15 protein-coding genes are annotated in these 14,858 nt (G+C 32.0%); 5 read left to right on the forward strand and 10 right to left on the reverse strand.

Annotation, left to right across the window (positions count from 1 at the left end):
- Positions 1 to 55: 55 nt before the first annotated feature.
- Entirely contained in the window at positions 56 to 400 is a 345-nt protein-coding gene (gene arsC / locus ASF10_RS19410; RefSeq protein WP_056252904.1) for an arsenate reductase (glutaredoxin), read from the reverse strand.
- Positions 401 to 514: 114 nt separating this feature from the next.
- On the opposite strand from arsC, the gene ASF10_RS19415 reads away from it, so the two are divergent.
- Together ASF10_RS19415 and ASF10_RS19420 are read left to right on the forward strand one after the other, a co-directional pair.
- Positions 515 to 1,447 (forward strand): CPBP family intramembrane glutamic endopeptidase, encoded by a 933-nt coding sequence (locus ASF10_RS19415; protein ID WP_056252907.1) that lies wholly within the window; start codon positions 515 to 517, stop codon positions 1,445 to 1,447.
- A 7-nt stretch (positions 1,448 to 1,454) separates the two neighbouring features.
- Complete coding sequence (locus ASF10_RS19420) at positions 1,455 to 2,498, forward strand: AMP-binding protein (RefSeq protein ID WP_056252910.1); 1,044 nt, start codon at positions 1,455 to 1,457, stop codon at positions 2,496 to 2,498.
- 339 nt (positions 2,499 to 2,837) lie between these two features.
- On the opposite strand, the gene ASF10_RS19425 is transcribed toward ASF10_RS19420, so the two are convergent.
- The 3 genes from ASF10_RS19425 to ASF10_RS19435 form a co-directional block, all read right to left on the reverse strand.
- Positions 2,838 to 4,067 (reverse strand): RsmB/NOP family class I SAM-dependent RNA methyltransferase, encoded by a 1,230-nt coding sequence (locus ASF10_RS19425; protein ID WP_056252915.1) that lies wholly within the window; start codon positions 4,065 to 4,067, stop codon positions 2,838 to 2,840.
- A gap of 146 nt (positions 4,068 to 4,213) precedes the next feature.
- A complete protein-coding gene (locus ASF10_RS19430; protein ID WP_056252917.1) occupies positions 4,214 to 6,187 on the reverse strand; it encodes a KUP/HAK/KT family potassium transporter in 1,974 nt (657 codons plus the stop codon).
- A gap of 134 nt (positions 6,188 to 6,321) precedes the next feature.
- A complete protein-coding gene (locus ASF10_RS19435) occupies positions 6,322 to 7,572 on the reverse strand; it encodes a hypothetical protein (RefSeq protein ID WP_056252921.1) in 1,251 nt (416 codons plus the stop codon).
- Between the two features lie 121 nt (positions 7,573 to 7,693).
- Between ASF10_RS19435 and ASF10_RS19440 the strand changes: the two genes are divergently transcribed.
- Entirely contained in the window at positions 7,694 to 8,755 is a 1,062-nt protein-coding gene (locus ASF10_RS19440; RefSeq protein WP_056252923.1) for a WD40/YVTN/BNR-like repeat-containing protein, read from the forward strand.
- 91 nt (positions 8,756 to 8,846) lie between these two features.
- On the opposite strand, the gene ASF10_RS19445 is transcribed toward ASF10_RS19440, so the two are convergent.
- From ASF10_RS19445 to ASF10_RS24580, 5 genes are all read right to left on the reverse strand, one after another.
- Positions 8,847 to 9,305 (reverse strand): hypothetical protein, encoded by a 459-nt coding sequence (locus ASF10_RS19445; RefSeq protein ID WP_056252926.1) that lies wholly within the window; start codon positions 9,303 to 9,305, stop codon positions 8,847 to 8,849.
- A 12-nt stretch (positions 9,306 to 9,317) separates the two neighbouring features.
- Positions 9,318 to 9,734, reverse strand: a complete 417-nt coding sequence (locus ASF10_RS19450) for a hypothetical protein (protein WP_056252928.1) — start codon at positions 9,732 to 9,734, stop codon at positions 9,318 to 9,320.
- 33 nt (positions 9,735 to 9,767) lie between these two features.
- A complete protein-coding gene (locus ASF10_RS19455) occupies positions 9,768 to 10,310 on the reverse strand; it encodes an RNA polymerase sigma factor (RefSeq protein WP_056252930.1) in 543 nt (180 codons plus the stop codon).
- Between the two features lie 60 nt (positions 10,311 to 10,370).
- Positions 10,371 to 11,519 (reverse strand): SRPBCC family protein, encoded by a 1,149-nt coding sequence (locus ASF10_RS19460; protein WP_056252933.1) that lies wholly within the window; start codon positions 11,517 to 11,519, stop codon positions 10,371 to 10,373.
- A gap of 190 nt (positions 11,520 to 11,709) precedes the next feature.
- Positions 11,710 to 11,898 (reverse strand): hypothetical protein, encoded by a 189-nt coding sequence (locus tag ASF10_RS24580; RefSeq protein WP_055096000.1) that lies wholly within the window; start codon positions 11,896 to 11,898, stop codon positions 11,710 to 11,712.
- A gap of 82 nt (positions 11,899 to 11,980) precedes the next feature.
- On the opposite strand from ASF10_RS24580, the gene ASF10_RS19470 reads away from it, so the two are divergent.
- Entirely contained in the window at positions 11,981 to 12,361 is a 381-nt protein-coding gene (locus ASF10_RS19470; protein ID WP_055096002.1) for a nucleoside triphosphate pyrophosphohydrolase family protein, read from the forward strand.
- Between the two features lie 289 nt (positions 12,362 to 12,650).
- Here ASF10_RS19470 and ASF10_RS19475 read toward each other — a convergent pair whose 3' ends face one another.
- On the reverse strand, positions 12,651 to 13,721 hold the full coding sequence (locus ASF10_RS19475) for a branched-chain amino acid aminotransferase (protein WP_056252935.1): 1,071 nt from the start codon (positions 13,719 to 13,721) through the stop codon (positions 12,651 to 12,653).
- Between the two features lie 307 nt (positions 13,722 to 14,028).
- Between ASF10_RS19475 and mnmD the strand changes: the two genes are divergently transcribed.
- The gene (gene mnmD / locus ASF10_RS19480) at positions 14,029 to 14,694 is read left to right on the forward strand and encodes a tRNA (5-methylaminomethyl-2-thiouridine)(34)-methyltransferase MnmD (RefSeq protein WP_056252938.1); all 666 of its coding nucleotides are present in this window, start codon (positions 14,029 to 14,031) and stop codon (positions 14,692 to 14,694) included.
- The last annotated feature ends 164 nt before the right edge of the window (positions 14,695 to 14,858 follow it).

The following is a 14,858-nucleotide window of genomic DNA, read 5'->3' on the forward strand; positions in this document are numbered from 1 at the left end:
AGCTTTTGGTTTAAAGAGGAAAATCACAAAAATATGTTAATAAGCTTCTTTATAATCAGTCTAAAAAAGAAGCGACACGATCTAAATCCCTGCCTATGATTGCTTTTCCGTCTTTTATTACAATTGGACGTTCTATCAAAATTGGATTTTCAATCATAGCCTGAATAATCTGGTCGTTTGTTAGTTCTTTTCCTTTGTAATTTTCAATCCATATTTTTTCTTTAATTCTAACTAATTCAATTGGTTGAAGATTTAGTTTTTCTAAAAGTTTTTTCAATTCATCAAAACTCGGAGTTTCTGTTAAATAGGGAATTATTTCATATTCCTGATTTGTCTGTTCAATAAAGGCAAGACAATTTCTTGATTTTCCGCAACGAGGATTATGGTAAATTTGTATCATTTTACTAAATTTAAAGTGTTGTAAGATAATTAAACTAAAAAATCGGTATTTTAGCAAGACCAAAAATAAGATTTACTTATCAAATCGAATTCTCATTTTTAAATTATTATAAATATGTTTTTAGAACAAGGAATTAAACCTCACAATAAATTTTGGCTATATCTTATAGGATCCGTTTTAATCATTATTGCATCATTTATTGGTCAGATTCCTTTTTCGGTTGCAGTCTTATGTAAAACTTTTATTAGCAAAGAGACTTTTCCAACTGATAATGCTGCGGTTATGAAAATATTCGAGCCCAATATGACCTTGTTTTTAGTAATGATTTCTTTTGCTTTTGCACTTGCGGGAATTTATTATGTGGTAAAATATTTGCATCATCAGACATTTTTATCAATTACAACATCCAGAAATAAAGTAGATTGGAAACGTATAGGTTTTTCTTTTTTTCTATGGTCCTTCTTTTCTGTTTTGAGTTTTCTGGCTGTTTATCTAAAATCTCCTGAGAATTTCATCTGGAATTTTAAATTACTTCCTTTTTTAGCTTTAGTTGGTGTAGGATCTATTTTGATTCCGATACAAACCAGTACCGAAGAATATGTTTTTAGAGGTTATTTGATGCAGGGATTTGCAAATTTGGCGCAAAACAGATGGTTTCCGCTATTGATGACATCGCTTATATTTGGCTCCATGCACGTTTTTAATCCTGAAGTGGCAAAAATGGGTTATATTATTATGATCTATTACATTGGTACAGGATTATTTTTAGGAGTTATTACCCTTATGGATGAAGGTATAGAACTTGCCTTAGGTTTTCATGCCGCCAATAATTTGGTTGGTGCCTTGTTAGTTACTTCAGACTGGTCAGTTTTTCAGACTCATTCTCTTTTCAAAGACATGTCAGATCCTTCAGCAGGACTCGATGTAATACTTCCTATTGTAGTGATTTATCCTATTTTGCTTTTTATTTTTAGTAAAAAATACAAGTGGACAAACTGGAAAGAAAAATTAACGGGGAAAATAAATGTTGTAGAAATTTCAAATTAATAATATCATGTCAAAATTAACACATAAAAATGTTCACAATTATTTTAAGATAAATGGTTTTCATTTAAACGCAGAGGAGTTGCGCCGTGTTGCTTATGATTATATAAAAGAAGGTGATGGCAACGAACAGGCGATTGGTGAATTTTTGCTGGATTGGTTCGATGATAAAGAATATATCGAAATGAGAACTTCCGGAACAACCGGATTACCAAAATTAGTACAATTAGAAAAGCAAGCCATGATTCAGTCTGCTTTGGCCACGGGTGATTTTTTTAAATTAGAGCCTGGAGATAAAGCTTTACTTTGTTTGCCTGTAAAATTTATTGCAGGTAAAATGATGTTGGTACGAAGTATAATTTTAGGACTTGAACTGGATATTGTAGAACCAAGTACACAGCCATTAGCTTTAAATACAAAAAGTTATGATTTTGTGGCAATGGTGCCTTTGCAAGTTCAGAATTCTATTGATGCTTTAAAAAACATTAAAAAATTAATAGTTGGCGGAGCTAAAATGGATGCTTCTCTCGAAGAAAAAGTTTTACCATTAATAAAAACAGAAGTCTACGAGACATATGGTATGACTGAAACAATTACTCATATTGCTGCAAAAAAGGTAGGAGAGAATGTTTTTACCGTTTTGCCAAATGTAAAAATCGCACAAGATCACCGCGGATGTTTGGTTGTTACTGTTCCAACTATTTCTGAAGATGCAATTGTTACTAATGATTTGGTTGAAATAATTAGAGGAAATCAGTTCATGTTTTTAGGAAGAATAGATAATGTAGTGAATAGTGGAGGAGTAAAGCTCATTCCAGAACAGATAGAAGCAAAGCTGAATGGAAAAATCAGCACAAGATTTTTTGTTACCGGAGTTCCGGATACAACTTTGGGCGAAAAATTAATTTTAGTTATTGAAGGAGAAAAACAAGATTTTGCGAATGATTTCTTTGATGTTTTAGACAAATATGAAAAACCAAAAGAGATTGTTTTTGTTCCAAAATTTAAAGAAAATGAAAATGGAAAGTTATTGCGTAAGCCTAGTTTGGCGTAGTTTTTTACCATATAAGTTATGTAAGTTCATTTAAAAAATAGTGGTGTAGTTCCTACGGAACAATCGTTCGCTTTTGTTGTGGGTTTTTACCAATATTTAATCTCTAAGAGATAATTTTCTTGTAGTTTTTTATATTTGAAAGCATTACATGAGTACTATGTGGAATACTCCGCTAGGAGTTAAAGGTTGGTAGAAAAAAAATAAAGACAAACAAAAAATGTCCCGTAGGGATTATACATTACGTTAGGACACAATACTTTAAATGAACTTATATGGTGAAAAAAAGAAAAGCCTTTAGAAAATAAATCTAAAGGCTTTTTATTTACAAGTAATATAGAATTATTCTTTTATTACTGCATCTTTACGTTCTAACAATGCCATATAAAATCCGTCGAAACCAGACTCAGAAGCTAAAATTTTACGATCTTTTATGAAAGTAAATTGTTTACCAATTTCGGTTTTTAAGAATTTCTCTACTTGTTCCTGATTTTCAGATGGTAAAACAGAGCAAGTTGCATAAACTAATTTTCCGCCTGGTTTTACAATTTTAGAATAGCTTTCTAAAACTTCTGCCTGAACTTTACGAATGTTGTCAATAAACTCAGGTTTTAATTTCCATTTTGCATCAGGATTTCTTTTTAGAACTCCTAAACCACTACATGGCGCATCAATTAGAACACGATCCGCTTTTTCGTGCAATTTTTTGATCACTTTTGTTGTGTCAATAATACGATATTCAATATTAAAAGCGCCATTTCTTTTTGCTCTTAATTTTAATTGTTTCAATTTGCTTTCATACAAATCCATTGCAATCAATTGTCCTTTGTTTTCCATTAAAGAAGCAATGTGCAATGTTTTTCCTCCAGCTCCGGCACAAGTATCAACAACACGCATTCCAGGTTTTACATCCATAAAACCGGCAACTAATTGTGAGTTTGCATCCTGAACTTCAAAAAGTCCTTGTTTAAAAGCGTCTGTCAAAAATACATTTGCTCTTTCTTTTAAAACTAAAGCTTCCGGTTGATCTTTTAAATATTCAGTTTCAATATTCAAATCCATCAACGTGTTTCTCAGGCTTTCTTTAGTTCCTTTAAGTGTATTAGTTCTTAAAATAACTTTTGCAGGTTGATTTTGAGCAGCAATTTCTGTAGCCCAAACTTTTTCGCCTAATTCTTTTACACCCAATTCATCCATCCAGTCCGGAATAGATTCTTTTAATGCTCTGATTTTAGAAAGTTCATCAAAACGTCCTTTTATTTTTCTTTCAGGAGTTCCTTCCAGTTGTTTCCAATCCGGAATAGGATATCCTCTTAAAACTGCCCAAACTGCGAACATTCTCCATAGGTTCTCTCTGTCGAAAGGTTCTTTTACTTCGGCAATTTCTGCGTATAATCGTTTCCAACGAACAATTTCGTATATCGTTTCAGCAACAAACTTCCTATCAGAACTTCCCCAACGTTTGTCTTTTTTTAATGCTCTTGCTACCACTTTGTCTGCATATTCTCCTTCATTGAAAATAGCATTTAAAGAATCGATGGTAGTATAAACTAAATTTCTGTGTAATCTCATTTTAAATATTTGAGTTGCAAAGGTACTATTAATTGATTGAAAGTTAAATTTTTAATTTTGATTGTTGTTTTAACTTCCTTTAAAAAGAAAAAAAACACTCTAATAAAGTTTAAAAGAGTGTTTTTTGAATGTGTTTTGAATTGATTTTATTTTATAATTCGGGTTAATCCGATGTTTTCCGGAGCGTGAAGCACCATTGGGAATTTTTCTATTTTTACCGAACTACTATCTAAACCAAAGGCTCTTTCTTCAGACAAACTCAGTTTCTTGATAAAGAAATAAGAGTTCATGATGATATTTTCGTGCCATCTTAAATCATTATCATTCGATAAAAACTTCTCAGATAATACAAATTTAAAGTCACCAATGATATTGTTTTTGTTTAATGATTCGTAACGGCTGGTAATATCTACTTCGCCACGTTTTACCATATCACGAATTACTTCTCTAAACATTAAATTGATTTTTGTAGGTTCTCTAAATCCTAAGTTAAAATCGATTCTGTAAATATCGTCTTTCGCAATCTCAGTAACTTTATATTGTGTTTTGTATGGTTCAGTAAGAATGTTTACATGTACAAACCAATAAATGTCAGCTCTTTTAGGACGTTTTTGCAATATCGAATAGATTACTTTTTCCTCTAATTCATCAACGCGGTTTGCATTGGTCATGTATACCAAATGCGTTGCGTATTTAGGAATAGATAAGTCTTCGCTTAACTCCATTAATACTTTCTTATAATCGTCAATTTTAATGATTTTAGTGTAGCTTTTATTAATTTTCTTAGCCAGATACCAGATTGTCATAATCGAAATCAGCAGCATTGCAATGATTAAAGTTACATAACCACCCTCGGCAAATTTGGTAATATTAGCAATTAAGAAACTAAATTCTATCAATAAATAAATTGTAATAAGCGGAACCATCAAATACAATTTTACTCGTTTCATTATTAAATAATAATTAAGTAAAATAGTAGTCATGATCATGCATAAAATGATTGCTAAACCATAAGCATGCTCCATGTTACCTGATTTTTCGAAATGCAAAACGATTCCGACACAACCAAAAAACAATAACCAGTTAATCGACGGAATGTACAATTGTCCTTTTACTTCAGTAGGATATTTGATTTTTACTTTTGGCCAGAAATTCAATCGCATTGCTTCGTTTATCAAAGTAAATGAACCACTAATAAGCGCCTGAGAAGCAATAACCGCTGCTAAAGTTGCAACCACAATACCAAACGGAAGAAACCAATGTGGCATGATGAGGTAAAAAGGATTTCCGTTTTCACCGCCTAATTGCTGCAAAGTGCTTCCTTCGTGGTGGATTAAATAAGCTGCCTGACCAAAGTAATTTAATACTAAAGTAGTTTTTACAAAAATCCAGCTGATTCTAATATTTTTTCTTCCGCAATGTCCCATGTCAGAGTACAAAGCTTCTGCACCAGTTGTACATAAAAATACAAAACCAAGAACGAAGAAACCATCAGGATGAATAGATAATAAATGGTAAGCATAATAAGGATTTACCGCTTTTATTACTTCCGGATGATTTATAATCTGGATAGTTCCAAGAGTTCCCAACATGGCAAACCAGATAAGCATCATTGGAGCAAAAAACTTTCCAACCAGCTTGGTCCCAAATTGTTGAATGGTAAATAATATGAATAAAATTCCGATAACAATATATACAATTGTCTGGGTTTGCATAGTAGGATAAAACGCCCTGATTCCTTCTACTGCTGAAGATATCGAAATTGGCGGTGTTATAATTCCATCAGCAAGCAAGGCACTTCCTCCAATTATGGCGGGCACGATGAGCCATTGAATTTTAGTCTTTTTGACTAGTGCATAAAGTGCAAAAATACCACCTTCGCCATGATTATCAGCGCTTAAGGTAATAAGTACGTATTTTATGGTAGTTTGTAAAGTCAAGGTCCAGAAAACACAAGAAATTCCACCCAGAACAATATCAGAATTAATGGCGTACTCACCAAGTATGGCTTTCATTACATACAATGGAGAAGTACCAATATCCCCATAAATAATCCCTAATGTTATCAATAAACCCCCTATAGACAACTTACTATGTAAGTTTTTATGCGATGCGCTCATGTATGTTTTTATAAAAGACGGTTGCAAATTTACTGTTTTAAAACAAATTAGCATCAATTATAATTAAAAAGATAAAAAAAAGCACAATCGTTAAATTGTGCTTTAGATTTTTATTTAGAAATGCGAATTTAATATTAACCTCTTCTTCCTCCGGCGCTTCTTCCGCCAGCAGAATTTTCTCTTTGTGGCTGACTGCTTCTTGATTCCTGGCTTACTCTTGGAGCTTCAGAACGTTGCGTGTTTTGAGTTCTCGCTGAGTTTCCTCTGCTTTCTGAGTTTCCTCTGTTTTCAGAATAACTTCTTGGAGTTTCTGTTCTTTGAGGTGTAACGTTTCTATTCGTGTTTACATTATCTTGAGAATTTCCTCTTGAAACATTCCCATTATTTTGACTGTAATCTCTTCTGGTTTCTGTTCTTGGAGTATTTTCAACTCTTACCGGATTGTTTACAGTAGGATTGCTTCCTGTAGATGCACTATTTCTGTTTGATGAAGCAGAACGATTTGTGTTGTAACTTCTGTCAGTGCTCGTTCTGTTTTCAGCATAATTTCTGTTTGGAGCAGTTCTGTTGTCTGTAGTAGAAACTCTTCCTGTATTAGATCTGTTTGTGCTGTAATTTTGGTTTCTGCCTGTTTCTCTGCTCGCAACACGTCTTTGATCGAGATCATATCTGTTAGATACATTAGAATGTCTTTGAGCAAAGCTATAGTCAGGACGTCTTGTTTCGTAACCATAAGTACGTCTTGATTCATACATAACCGGAGCTCTGTAACTTCTTCTTGTATTTACATAGTTATAATGATTATTTACGTTGATGTAAACATTAATATTGTTTCTGTATCTGTAAATTGGGAAGGGTCTCCAAACTGAATAATAGGTTGGATAATAGTTCCATCCCCATGTAGAACAGTAAGGTCTGTAATTGGTTACCCAAAATGAGCTGTAAATTACGGGTGTTACATTATAAACCGGCTCATAAATATAATTTGCACCATATAAATAAGTATTACCTACAACCTGAACCACGACTCTGTTAGAGTTATCTCTTTCTACATCGATTGTTGCAATGTCCTGATAAACATCACGATCTAAAACTGCCTGAATAATTACAACGTGGGTTCTGTCTTCTACAGATTCGATTACACGTAAATAATCAACCTGATCATCTCCATTTAAATCTAGATTTGATATTTGGTATTTTGGATCATTCAAACGTCTTTCAAAATCCTGAAGATTGGCTGATTCTCCAAAAATAGAAGCCACGGCTCTTAAATCTAAGTTATCGCTTATATCTGAATTCTTTGCATATACAGTAGTTTGGCTTTGAACTTGTACAGAACTAAAACCTAATGTTAACAGGGCTATAAATAGTAGTTTCGTTTTCATTTTAAATCATATTAAGATTAATATTGTGAGATATCCAATTACTGTGCCAGAAAAAAACACCTAACTTATTTTATATTTTGTAAATAATTGTATTTTAGCGCCAAATAAACTCTAATTGATTATGAAAAAACTAATTTTATTTTGTTGCGCTTTTGTTTTGTTTATGTCTTTTAAGACGCTGAATTACAGTGATAAAGTAGGGTTAAATGGTTATTTTTCGACTGTCAAAATAGATACTTTATTTAAGGATCAAATTAGTATTCGCGCCATATCAATAGATAAAAACAAGGTCTGGTACGGTGGCGATAATTCTCGTTTTGGCTATTATGATTTAGATAAAAATGAGAAATTTGAAGAGCATATTTATCGCGATACTTTAAAGCTTGAATTTAGAAGTATAGCACAAACTTCTAACGATGTTTTTTTATTAAGTATAGGAAATCCCGCACTACTTTATCAGGTTTCTAAAAAAACTCAAAAAGTAAAATTAGTTTACAAGGAAGTCCATACAAAAGTATTTTATGATAGTATGCAATTCTGGAATGATAAAGAAGGAATCGCAATTGGAGATCCTACAGAAGATACTTTTTCGATCATTATTACCCGTGATGGAGGAGAAAATTGGACAAAATTATTATCAGATAAATTACCAACAAACGCTACGGGCGAGGCAGCTTTTGCAGCAAGTAATTCAAATATTGTAATAAAAGGAAACGAAACATGGATTTTTTCAGGCGGAAAAAAAGCTAGGACTTTTTATTCTCCTGATAAAGGTAAAACCTGGAAAGTAATCGAAACGCCAATAGTTCAGGGTAAAGAAATGACCGGAATTTTTACGGCTGATTTTTATGATGCGAAAACCGGTTTTATCGCTGGAGGAGATTATGAATTACCGGATCAAAAAAAGGATAATAAAGCCTTTACAAAAGATGGTGGAAAAACCTGGAATGTAATAGGTCAAAATGAAGGTTTTGGTTATGCTTCCTGCGTGCAGTATGTTCCCGGAACTAATGGTAGCCAATTGGTTTGTGTGGGATCAGGAGGATTGCAATATTCTACAGATAATGGCGCTTCATGGATACAATTATCAGATGATACTAAGCTTTTTACAATTCGATTTTTAAATAAAAATACGGCAATTGCTGCAGGATATAATAAAATGGTTCGAATTAATTTTAAATAATTAGAAAGAACTCTAAATAACAAGAACCCTAAATAATAAAGTAAGTATTATTATAAAGGGTTCCTGTCGCTGTTGTACTGTAAAATGTATTTTAATCTTTACCTGCTTTATCTCGATATTGCTGCAGTAATTTGCGATTAAAATCGTCTTCTGATTTTTTAAGCTTTAATATCTTTTTAGCCGAAAGTACTTTTTTCAAATTCGTCATGTATTTATCGCGCAAAAGATACAGCTCTTTGTCTGTGCTTTCCATTTGTGATAAAAGCGTTACGGCATCTTTATCAGACATTGAATTGATATTATCATCATCTAATTTACGCATGTACGTTTTCATTTTCTGATGTCTTAATTCAAATTGTTTATCATCATAAACATTATAAATAGGCCAGAATTTTTCAGCTTCTGTTGAGGTTAATTCCAGCTCAGTCGTTAAAAATGAAACTTTATAAGCTTTAATTTTTTCTCTCTTTTCATCAGTTTTGCCGCTTTGTGCATAAAACGAAAAACTAACCAGAAACAGGATTATCGGAAGTATATTTTTGATTTTCATTTTTTAGTTTTTTTATTCTGATATTAAATGCTCAATATTTGGATTTGTTGCCAGAATATCCTCAAGGGTTTCATCTTCAATTGCAACATTTTTACTTAATTGCTGAATGTCTTTTGTATCTAGTTTTTGAATTAAATCATATTGATTTAAATTCGACTGATAAGATAAATAGGTTTCTAAAGTATCTTCATCCAGATCTTTAGAGGTATTGTTGTAATTATTAACTATAGGGATCATTAAGGCAATAACAACTACAGCGGCAGCAAGTAGCGAAAGTACTTTTTTACGCTTGTAAATTGGGATTACTTTTACTTCCTGTTCTTCGTTTGCCCGTTCTAAAACTTTTGCCGAAAAATTATCAAAGTAATTTTCCGGAGTTTTAAATCCAGTTGTTATTTTGGGTTCGTTTTCTAATTTAAATGCTTTCATAATGTCTATAAGATATGTTTTATAACAAAAGGTTTAATTTGATGTAACATATATTTCAATTTTTTTTACAGCATGATGATAAGATGCTTTCAAAGCGCCCACTGAAGTTCCCAGAATTTCAGCAATTTCTTCGTATTTTAACTCTTGAAAATACTTCATCTTAAAAACCAATTGTTGCTTTTCCGGCAACGTTACAATTGCTTTTTGAAGTTTTAACTGAATTTCATCTCCGTCAAAATAAACATCAGCCTTCAAATTATCGATGGTTTTGTTTTGTAATGCCTCAGATGTTAATCCGCTTAGTTTTGCTTTCTGATTTAAAAAAGTAAGAGCCTCGTTAGTGGCAATTCGGTACATCCAGGAAAAGAGTTTACTTTCGCCTTTAAAATTCTTTAAATACTGAAAAACCTTTACAAAAGTATTCTGCAATACATCATCTGTATCATCATGGTTCAAAACAATGTTTCGAATGTGAGAATATAATGGTTTTTGATAATCAGACAAGAGTTTTTGAAACGCAGTATTTTGCGTTTTAGGATCTAATAATTGTTGTATAAATTCCTTCTCGTCTGTCAAATTTTTCGATTTATCTTATTAGAATGAACTTTAAACAAAAGGTTTAATGCATCATTTATTTTAAAACTCTGACTGCTCTTCTTCTGTAGTAGGTTTAGGTGCTGGTTTAGGTGTTTCTGTAGCAGGTTTAGGCGAAGCAGGTTCTGCTGTTGGAGTATTGTATACAGGAACTTTAACCACAGGAACTACTTTTGGTTTTACAGGAAAATAAATTTCTGTCATTAACTTAGATGGGCTTTTTACATCCAGCTTGCTAATGGCCAGAATTTCAAGATGAGACCAGCTTAACTCTGGTGTGATTTTTTCTTTATTGATAAAAGCAGTAGTTTTTGCAATTGCGGTATTCAAATGCGTGTAATCTCCTTTTAGAGTCGTTTTTACGGCTTCAAAACCATTAAGTTTTCCTCCTAAAATATCACTTCCGGATGTGGTCATGATTTCTTTGTTTGTAGGTAAACAAATCGAGATTTTTGCTAATCCTTTTTGTGTATCATAAGTATGATAAATTATAAAAGGTTTTCCGTTTGTAGACAAACCATTGTTTTTGCTAAACTCAATAAGTTTAGGAATTACAATTCTTGCATTTTTATTTATTTTAGAAATCTCACTCGTAAAAGTTTGTTTGATATAAGGAGTTTCTGTTTTCTTTACTAAACCATTTACATTGATAGCAAAAGTTTTAGTTTCATAATCTAAATTTTTATCGATGTTAGCAAGGCTTTTTTCATAAATAGTTCCAATGACTTTATCAGAACCTCCATTTAGCGCAGTGTATACTTTAAATAAAAAGCTCATTGTTCCGCTAGCTTTCCAGGTAACTTTTGTTTTTCCTGCCAGAGTATCTTTAAATGTCCAGTTTACATCAGCTTCTGTGCCGTCATATTTCATTTTTTGCTGAATACTTTCACCGTCAATTGCTTTTAGGGTAATCGCATTTCCTTTTCCTTCAGCTCCGTCCCAGTAATAAGACGCACCATTTCCGGCAGTTTTATTTGGGAACGTCATTTTTATTGATGAATCTTCAACAGACCACGATTCAAAATCTTCGTAATTTCTAAAATCATTTACGTAATTATAAACCGTTGCTTTTGGCGAATTGATCACTTTGCTTCTTTCTACAGAAAAAATCCCTTTTTGGGTAGCGACAAAAACAGTAAGAGCAACTAAGCTTAATAATAACAGGAGAAATAAATATTTTAGAATCTTCATTGTAGTCGTTTATTTTGTGTCGTAAAGTTATAAATTTAAATTACCAGTCGCAATAATAACGGAGCAATAAAAGTACACTTTATAAATTATATTGGTCAAAAAAAGCTTTAAATAAACGTTTTTGAAGATGTTTAAGTATAAAAAGCTTCTAAAGTTATTTTATTCTAAATATAGCAATAAATTTTTGAAATTATCTTTTAAAGAAAAATTTGATAACAAATAAAAGAGCAATAAAAATCAAGAATACAATTAAAACTTTATAATTTCCTTTATAAAAAACTTTATGCAAAGCGAGATCTTTACGGTAAGCAAATATCATTACGATTACAAATGCAATAAAAAAACAGAGCGCGAATATTAATTGTCCTTGACTAAACATAGTTGAAAATTATTTTTGACAAATTTAGAGAATTGTATATGAATAGTTGCTAATTTGCCGTTTCATTTAATCAAATAATATCATGAAGAAACAACTTGATGCCGTAACAGAATTTCATACTGCTTTTAAAATAGGTCACAGTCAGACTCCAATTGCTGATTTGGGCGAAACAAAGAAAATACTTCGTTATAATTTGATGAAAGAAGAAAACGAAGAATATCTTGAAGCTGTTCAGAACAATGATTTGGTCGAGATTGCTGATGCTCTTGGTGATATGATGTATATTTTGTGCGGAACTATTATCGAGCACGGTTTACAGGATAAAATAGAAGCTGTTTTTGATGAAATTCAGCGTAGTAATATGAGTAAATTAGGCGAAGACGGACAACCTATTTACAGAGAAGATGGTAAGGTCATGAAAGGACCAAATTATTTTAAACCTGATTTCTCTAAACTTTTATAATTTTTTTTCACCTCAAAGAACGCTAAGGTTTTTTTATTCTGTGTGTAAATACAAACGAACTTTTTTTACCGCAAAGAACGCTAAGTTTTTTTATATAACTTAAGAAATATAAAGTTCGCAAAGCTTTGTGTCGAAACAGCTTTGCGAACTTTTTACTTTTTATAAACGACCACAAAGAAAAAAAACTTAGCGTTCTTTGCGGTAAAATTAGCCCTATAATAATCATATAAAATAGAAAACCCGACAACTTATTAGGCTGTCGGGTTTTTATATTTAAAACTTCTTTTGATTATTGCACCTTTACAGTCCATCCAAAAGTATCTTCAGAAAGTTTGTTTTGAAGACTTGTTAGTTTTTCTTTTAATAAAGAAGCATATGAATTCTCAACCGGAGCCATTTCATAATAAACATCCTGATAAGAGAAACCTTTGATAACGCTGATAACTGCAGCAGTTCCGGCGCCAAAAATTTCTTTTAAAGATCCGTTTTTAGCTGCTTCTACCAATTCTGAAACAATTACAGGACGAACGTCTACATTAAGACCTTCTTTTTCTGCCATTTCGATCAAACTTTTTCTCGTAATACCGTCTAAGATTCTTTCGCTTGTTGGAGCAGTTAATAAAGTGTCATTAATTCTAAAGAAAACGTTCATTGTTCCCGCTTCTTCTAGTTTTGTATGTGTTGCGTCATCAGTCCAGATAACTTGTTGAAAGCCCTCTTTGTTTGCTAAATTAGTTGGGTAAAATTGCGCAGCATAGTTTCCGGCAGCTTTTGCAGCACCAATTCCGCCATTTGCAGCTCTACTGTAATGTTCAGCAATAATTACTTTTACTTCACCGGCATAATAAGATTGTGCAGGAGAAAGTAAAATCATAAATTTATATTCGTCAGAAGGATTAGCGACAACACCAGCGCCTGTAGCGATCATAAAAGGACGAATATACATACTGCTTCCGTTTCCTTTTTGAATCCATTCCTGATCAATTTTCAATAATTCATTTAAGCCTTCCATAAAAATAGCTTCAGGAACTTCTGGCATTGCCATACGAACAGCTGAATTATTAAAACGCTTAAAGTTTTCGTCAGGTCTAAACAACCAAACATCATTATTGTCATCTTTATAAGCTTTCATTCCTTCAAAAATAGCTTGTCCGTAATGAAAGACTTTAGAAGACGGATCCATTAAAATTGGAGCATAAGGCTTAATGACAGGATTTTGCCATTCTCCATTTTTAAAATCACATTCGAATAAATGGTCTGTAAAAACAGCACCAAAGCTTAAGTTTTGAAAGTCAACTCCGCTTATTTTTGACGAAGTGGCTTTTCTGATTTCAATTTTGCTTGTTTGAGTTGTACTCATAATTATATAAAGTTTTTATGTAATTCTCATTCCAATAGAAGATTCTAAAGCAATGATTTGGTGTGAAATAGAATTTAACAAATGCAAAATTAAGTAAAAATATATAATTTGCTTAGTAAAACTGCATTATTTATGGGGTTTAACTGAGATTTATTTATCTTATAATAAAGTGAAAAAATTAGCACATTTTTATATAGAATTTATGAAAAAACAGCCATTTTTTAAGTCTTTACGCATTTGTTTTGACTAAATTTGGCTCGCAAAACGCTCTGAATTCCAACAAAATCAGATTATAAATTCCGAAAAAGTGAAAAGAGAAATAATTAAAACGCTAGATGGTTCAACGACAATTCATTTGGCAGAATGGGATGAATGTTATCATTCAAAACATGGTGCTATACAAGAAGCAAAGCATGTTTTTATAAAAAACGGACTTTCATTATTTGAAAATAATCCTGTAAATATTCTTGAAATAGGTTTTGGAACAGGTCTAAATGCTTTTATTACTTTTTTAGAATCGAATCATAAAAGCCAGAAGATTGATTACGTTGGGGTAGAAGCTTACCCTGTTGAAGCAGCAGAAGTTTTAGCGATGAATTATGTCAGTGAACTTGAGGCATTGGAATTTGAGAACATTTTTGAGAAAATGCATAAATGTGAATGGAACAAAAAAATTGAAATTTGTAATGCTTTTTCGTTAACCAAAAGGAAACAATTTTTTGATGAAATAAACGATTTTGAAATTTTTGATTTGATTTACTTTGACGCCTTCGGATATAGAGTGCAACCGGAGCTTTGGAGTACTGAAATTTTCAGGAAAATGTATAATAGTTTAAAGCCAAACGGAGTCTTAGTGACATACGCCGCTCGCGGAGTTGTTAAAAGAAGTATGATCGAAGTTGGATTTACCGTCGAAAAATTAGCTGGACCTCCGGGAAAAAGAGAGATGTTTAGAGCCTTTAAAAAGGTTTAAATGAATTGTTTAGAATCGTTCTATATTGATTTATATATATTAAGAAAACGTATTCGTTGATAAAATTTTTAAAAAAATAAGTTAAAATGAATACGTATGAATGATATTTGATTAAATTTGTGCGAGTTTAAAAATATAGATAACCCCCAAAAATCTTGTTTTAT

Origin of the sequence: Flavobacterium sp. Leaf82, assembly GCF_001422725.1 — a bacterium.
Lineage (GTDB): Bacteria > Bacteroidota > Bacteroidia > Flavobacteriales > Flavobacteriaceae > Flavobacterium.

Coding starts and splice junctions, on each gene's coding strand:
- arsC (WP_056252904.1), bottom strand. CDS start 400: ATGATACAAATTTACCATAATCCTCGTTGCGGAAAATCAAGAAATTGT.
- ASF10_RS19415 (WP_056252907.1), top strand. CDS start 515: ATGTTTTTAGAACAAGGAATTAAACCTCACAATAAATTTTGGCTATAT.
- ASF10_RS19420 (WP_056252910.1), top strand. CDS start 1,455: ATGTCAAAATTAACACATAAAAATGTTCACAATTATTTTAAGATAAAT.
- ASF10_RS19425 (WP_056252915.1), bottom strand. CDS start 4,067: ATGAGATTACACAGAAATTTAGTTTATACTACCATCGATTCTTTAAAT.
- ASF10_RS19430 (WP_056252917.1), bottom strand. CDS start 6,187: ATGAGCGCATCGCATAAAAACTTACATAGTAAGTTGTCTATAGGGGGT.
- ASF10_RS19435 (WP_056252921.1), bottom strand. CDS start 7,572: ATGAAAACGAAACTACTATTTATAGCCCTGTTAACATTAGGTTTTAGT.
- ASF10_RS19440 (WP_056252923.1), top strand. CDS start 7,694: ATGAAAAAACTAATTTTATTTTGTTGCGCTTTTGTTTTGTTTATGTCT.
- ASF10_RS19445 (WP_056252926.1), bottom strand. CDS start 9,305: ATGAAAATCAAAAATATACTTCCGATAATCCTGTTTCTGGTTAGTTTT.
- ASF10_RS19450 (WP_056252928.1), bottom strand. CDS start 9,734: ATGAAAGCATTTAAATTAGAAAACGAACCCAAAATAACAACTGGATTT.
- ASF10_RS19460 (WP_056252933.1), bottom strand. CDS start 11,519: ATGAAGATTCTAAAATATTTATTTCTCCTGTTATTATTAAGCTTAGTT.
- ASF10_RS24580 (WP_055096000.1), bottom strand. CDS start 11,898: ATGTTTAGTCAAGGACAATTAATATTCGCGCTCTGTTTTTTTATTGCA.
- ASF10_RS19470 (WP_055096002.1), top strand. CDS start 11,981: ATGAAGAAACAACTTGATGCCGTAACAGAATTTCATACTGCTTTTAAA.
- ASF10_RS19475 (WP_056252935.1), bottom strand. CDS start 13,721: ATGAGTACAACTCAAACAAGCAAAATTGAAATCAGAAAAGCCACTTCG.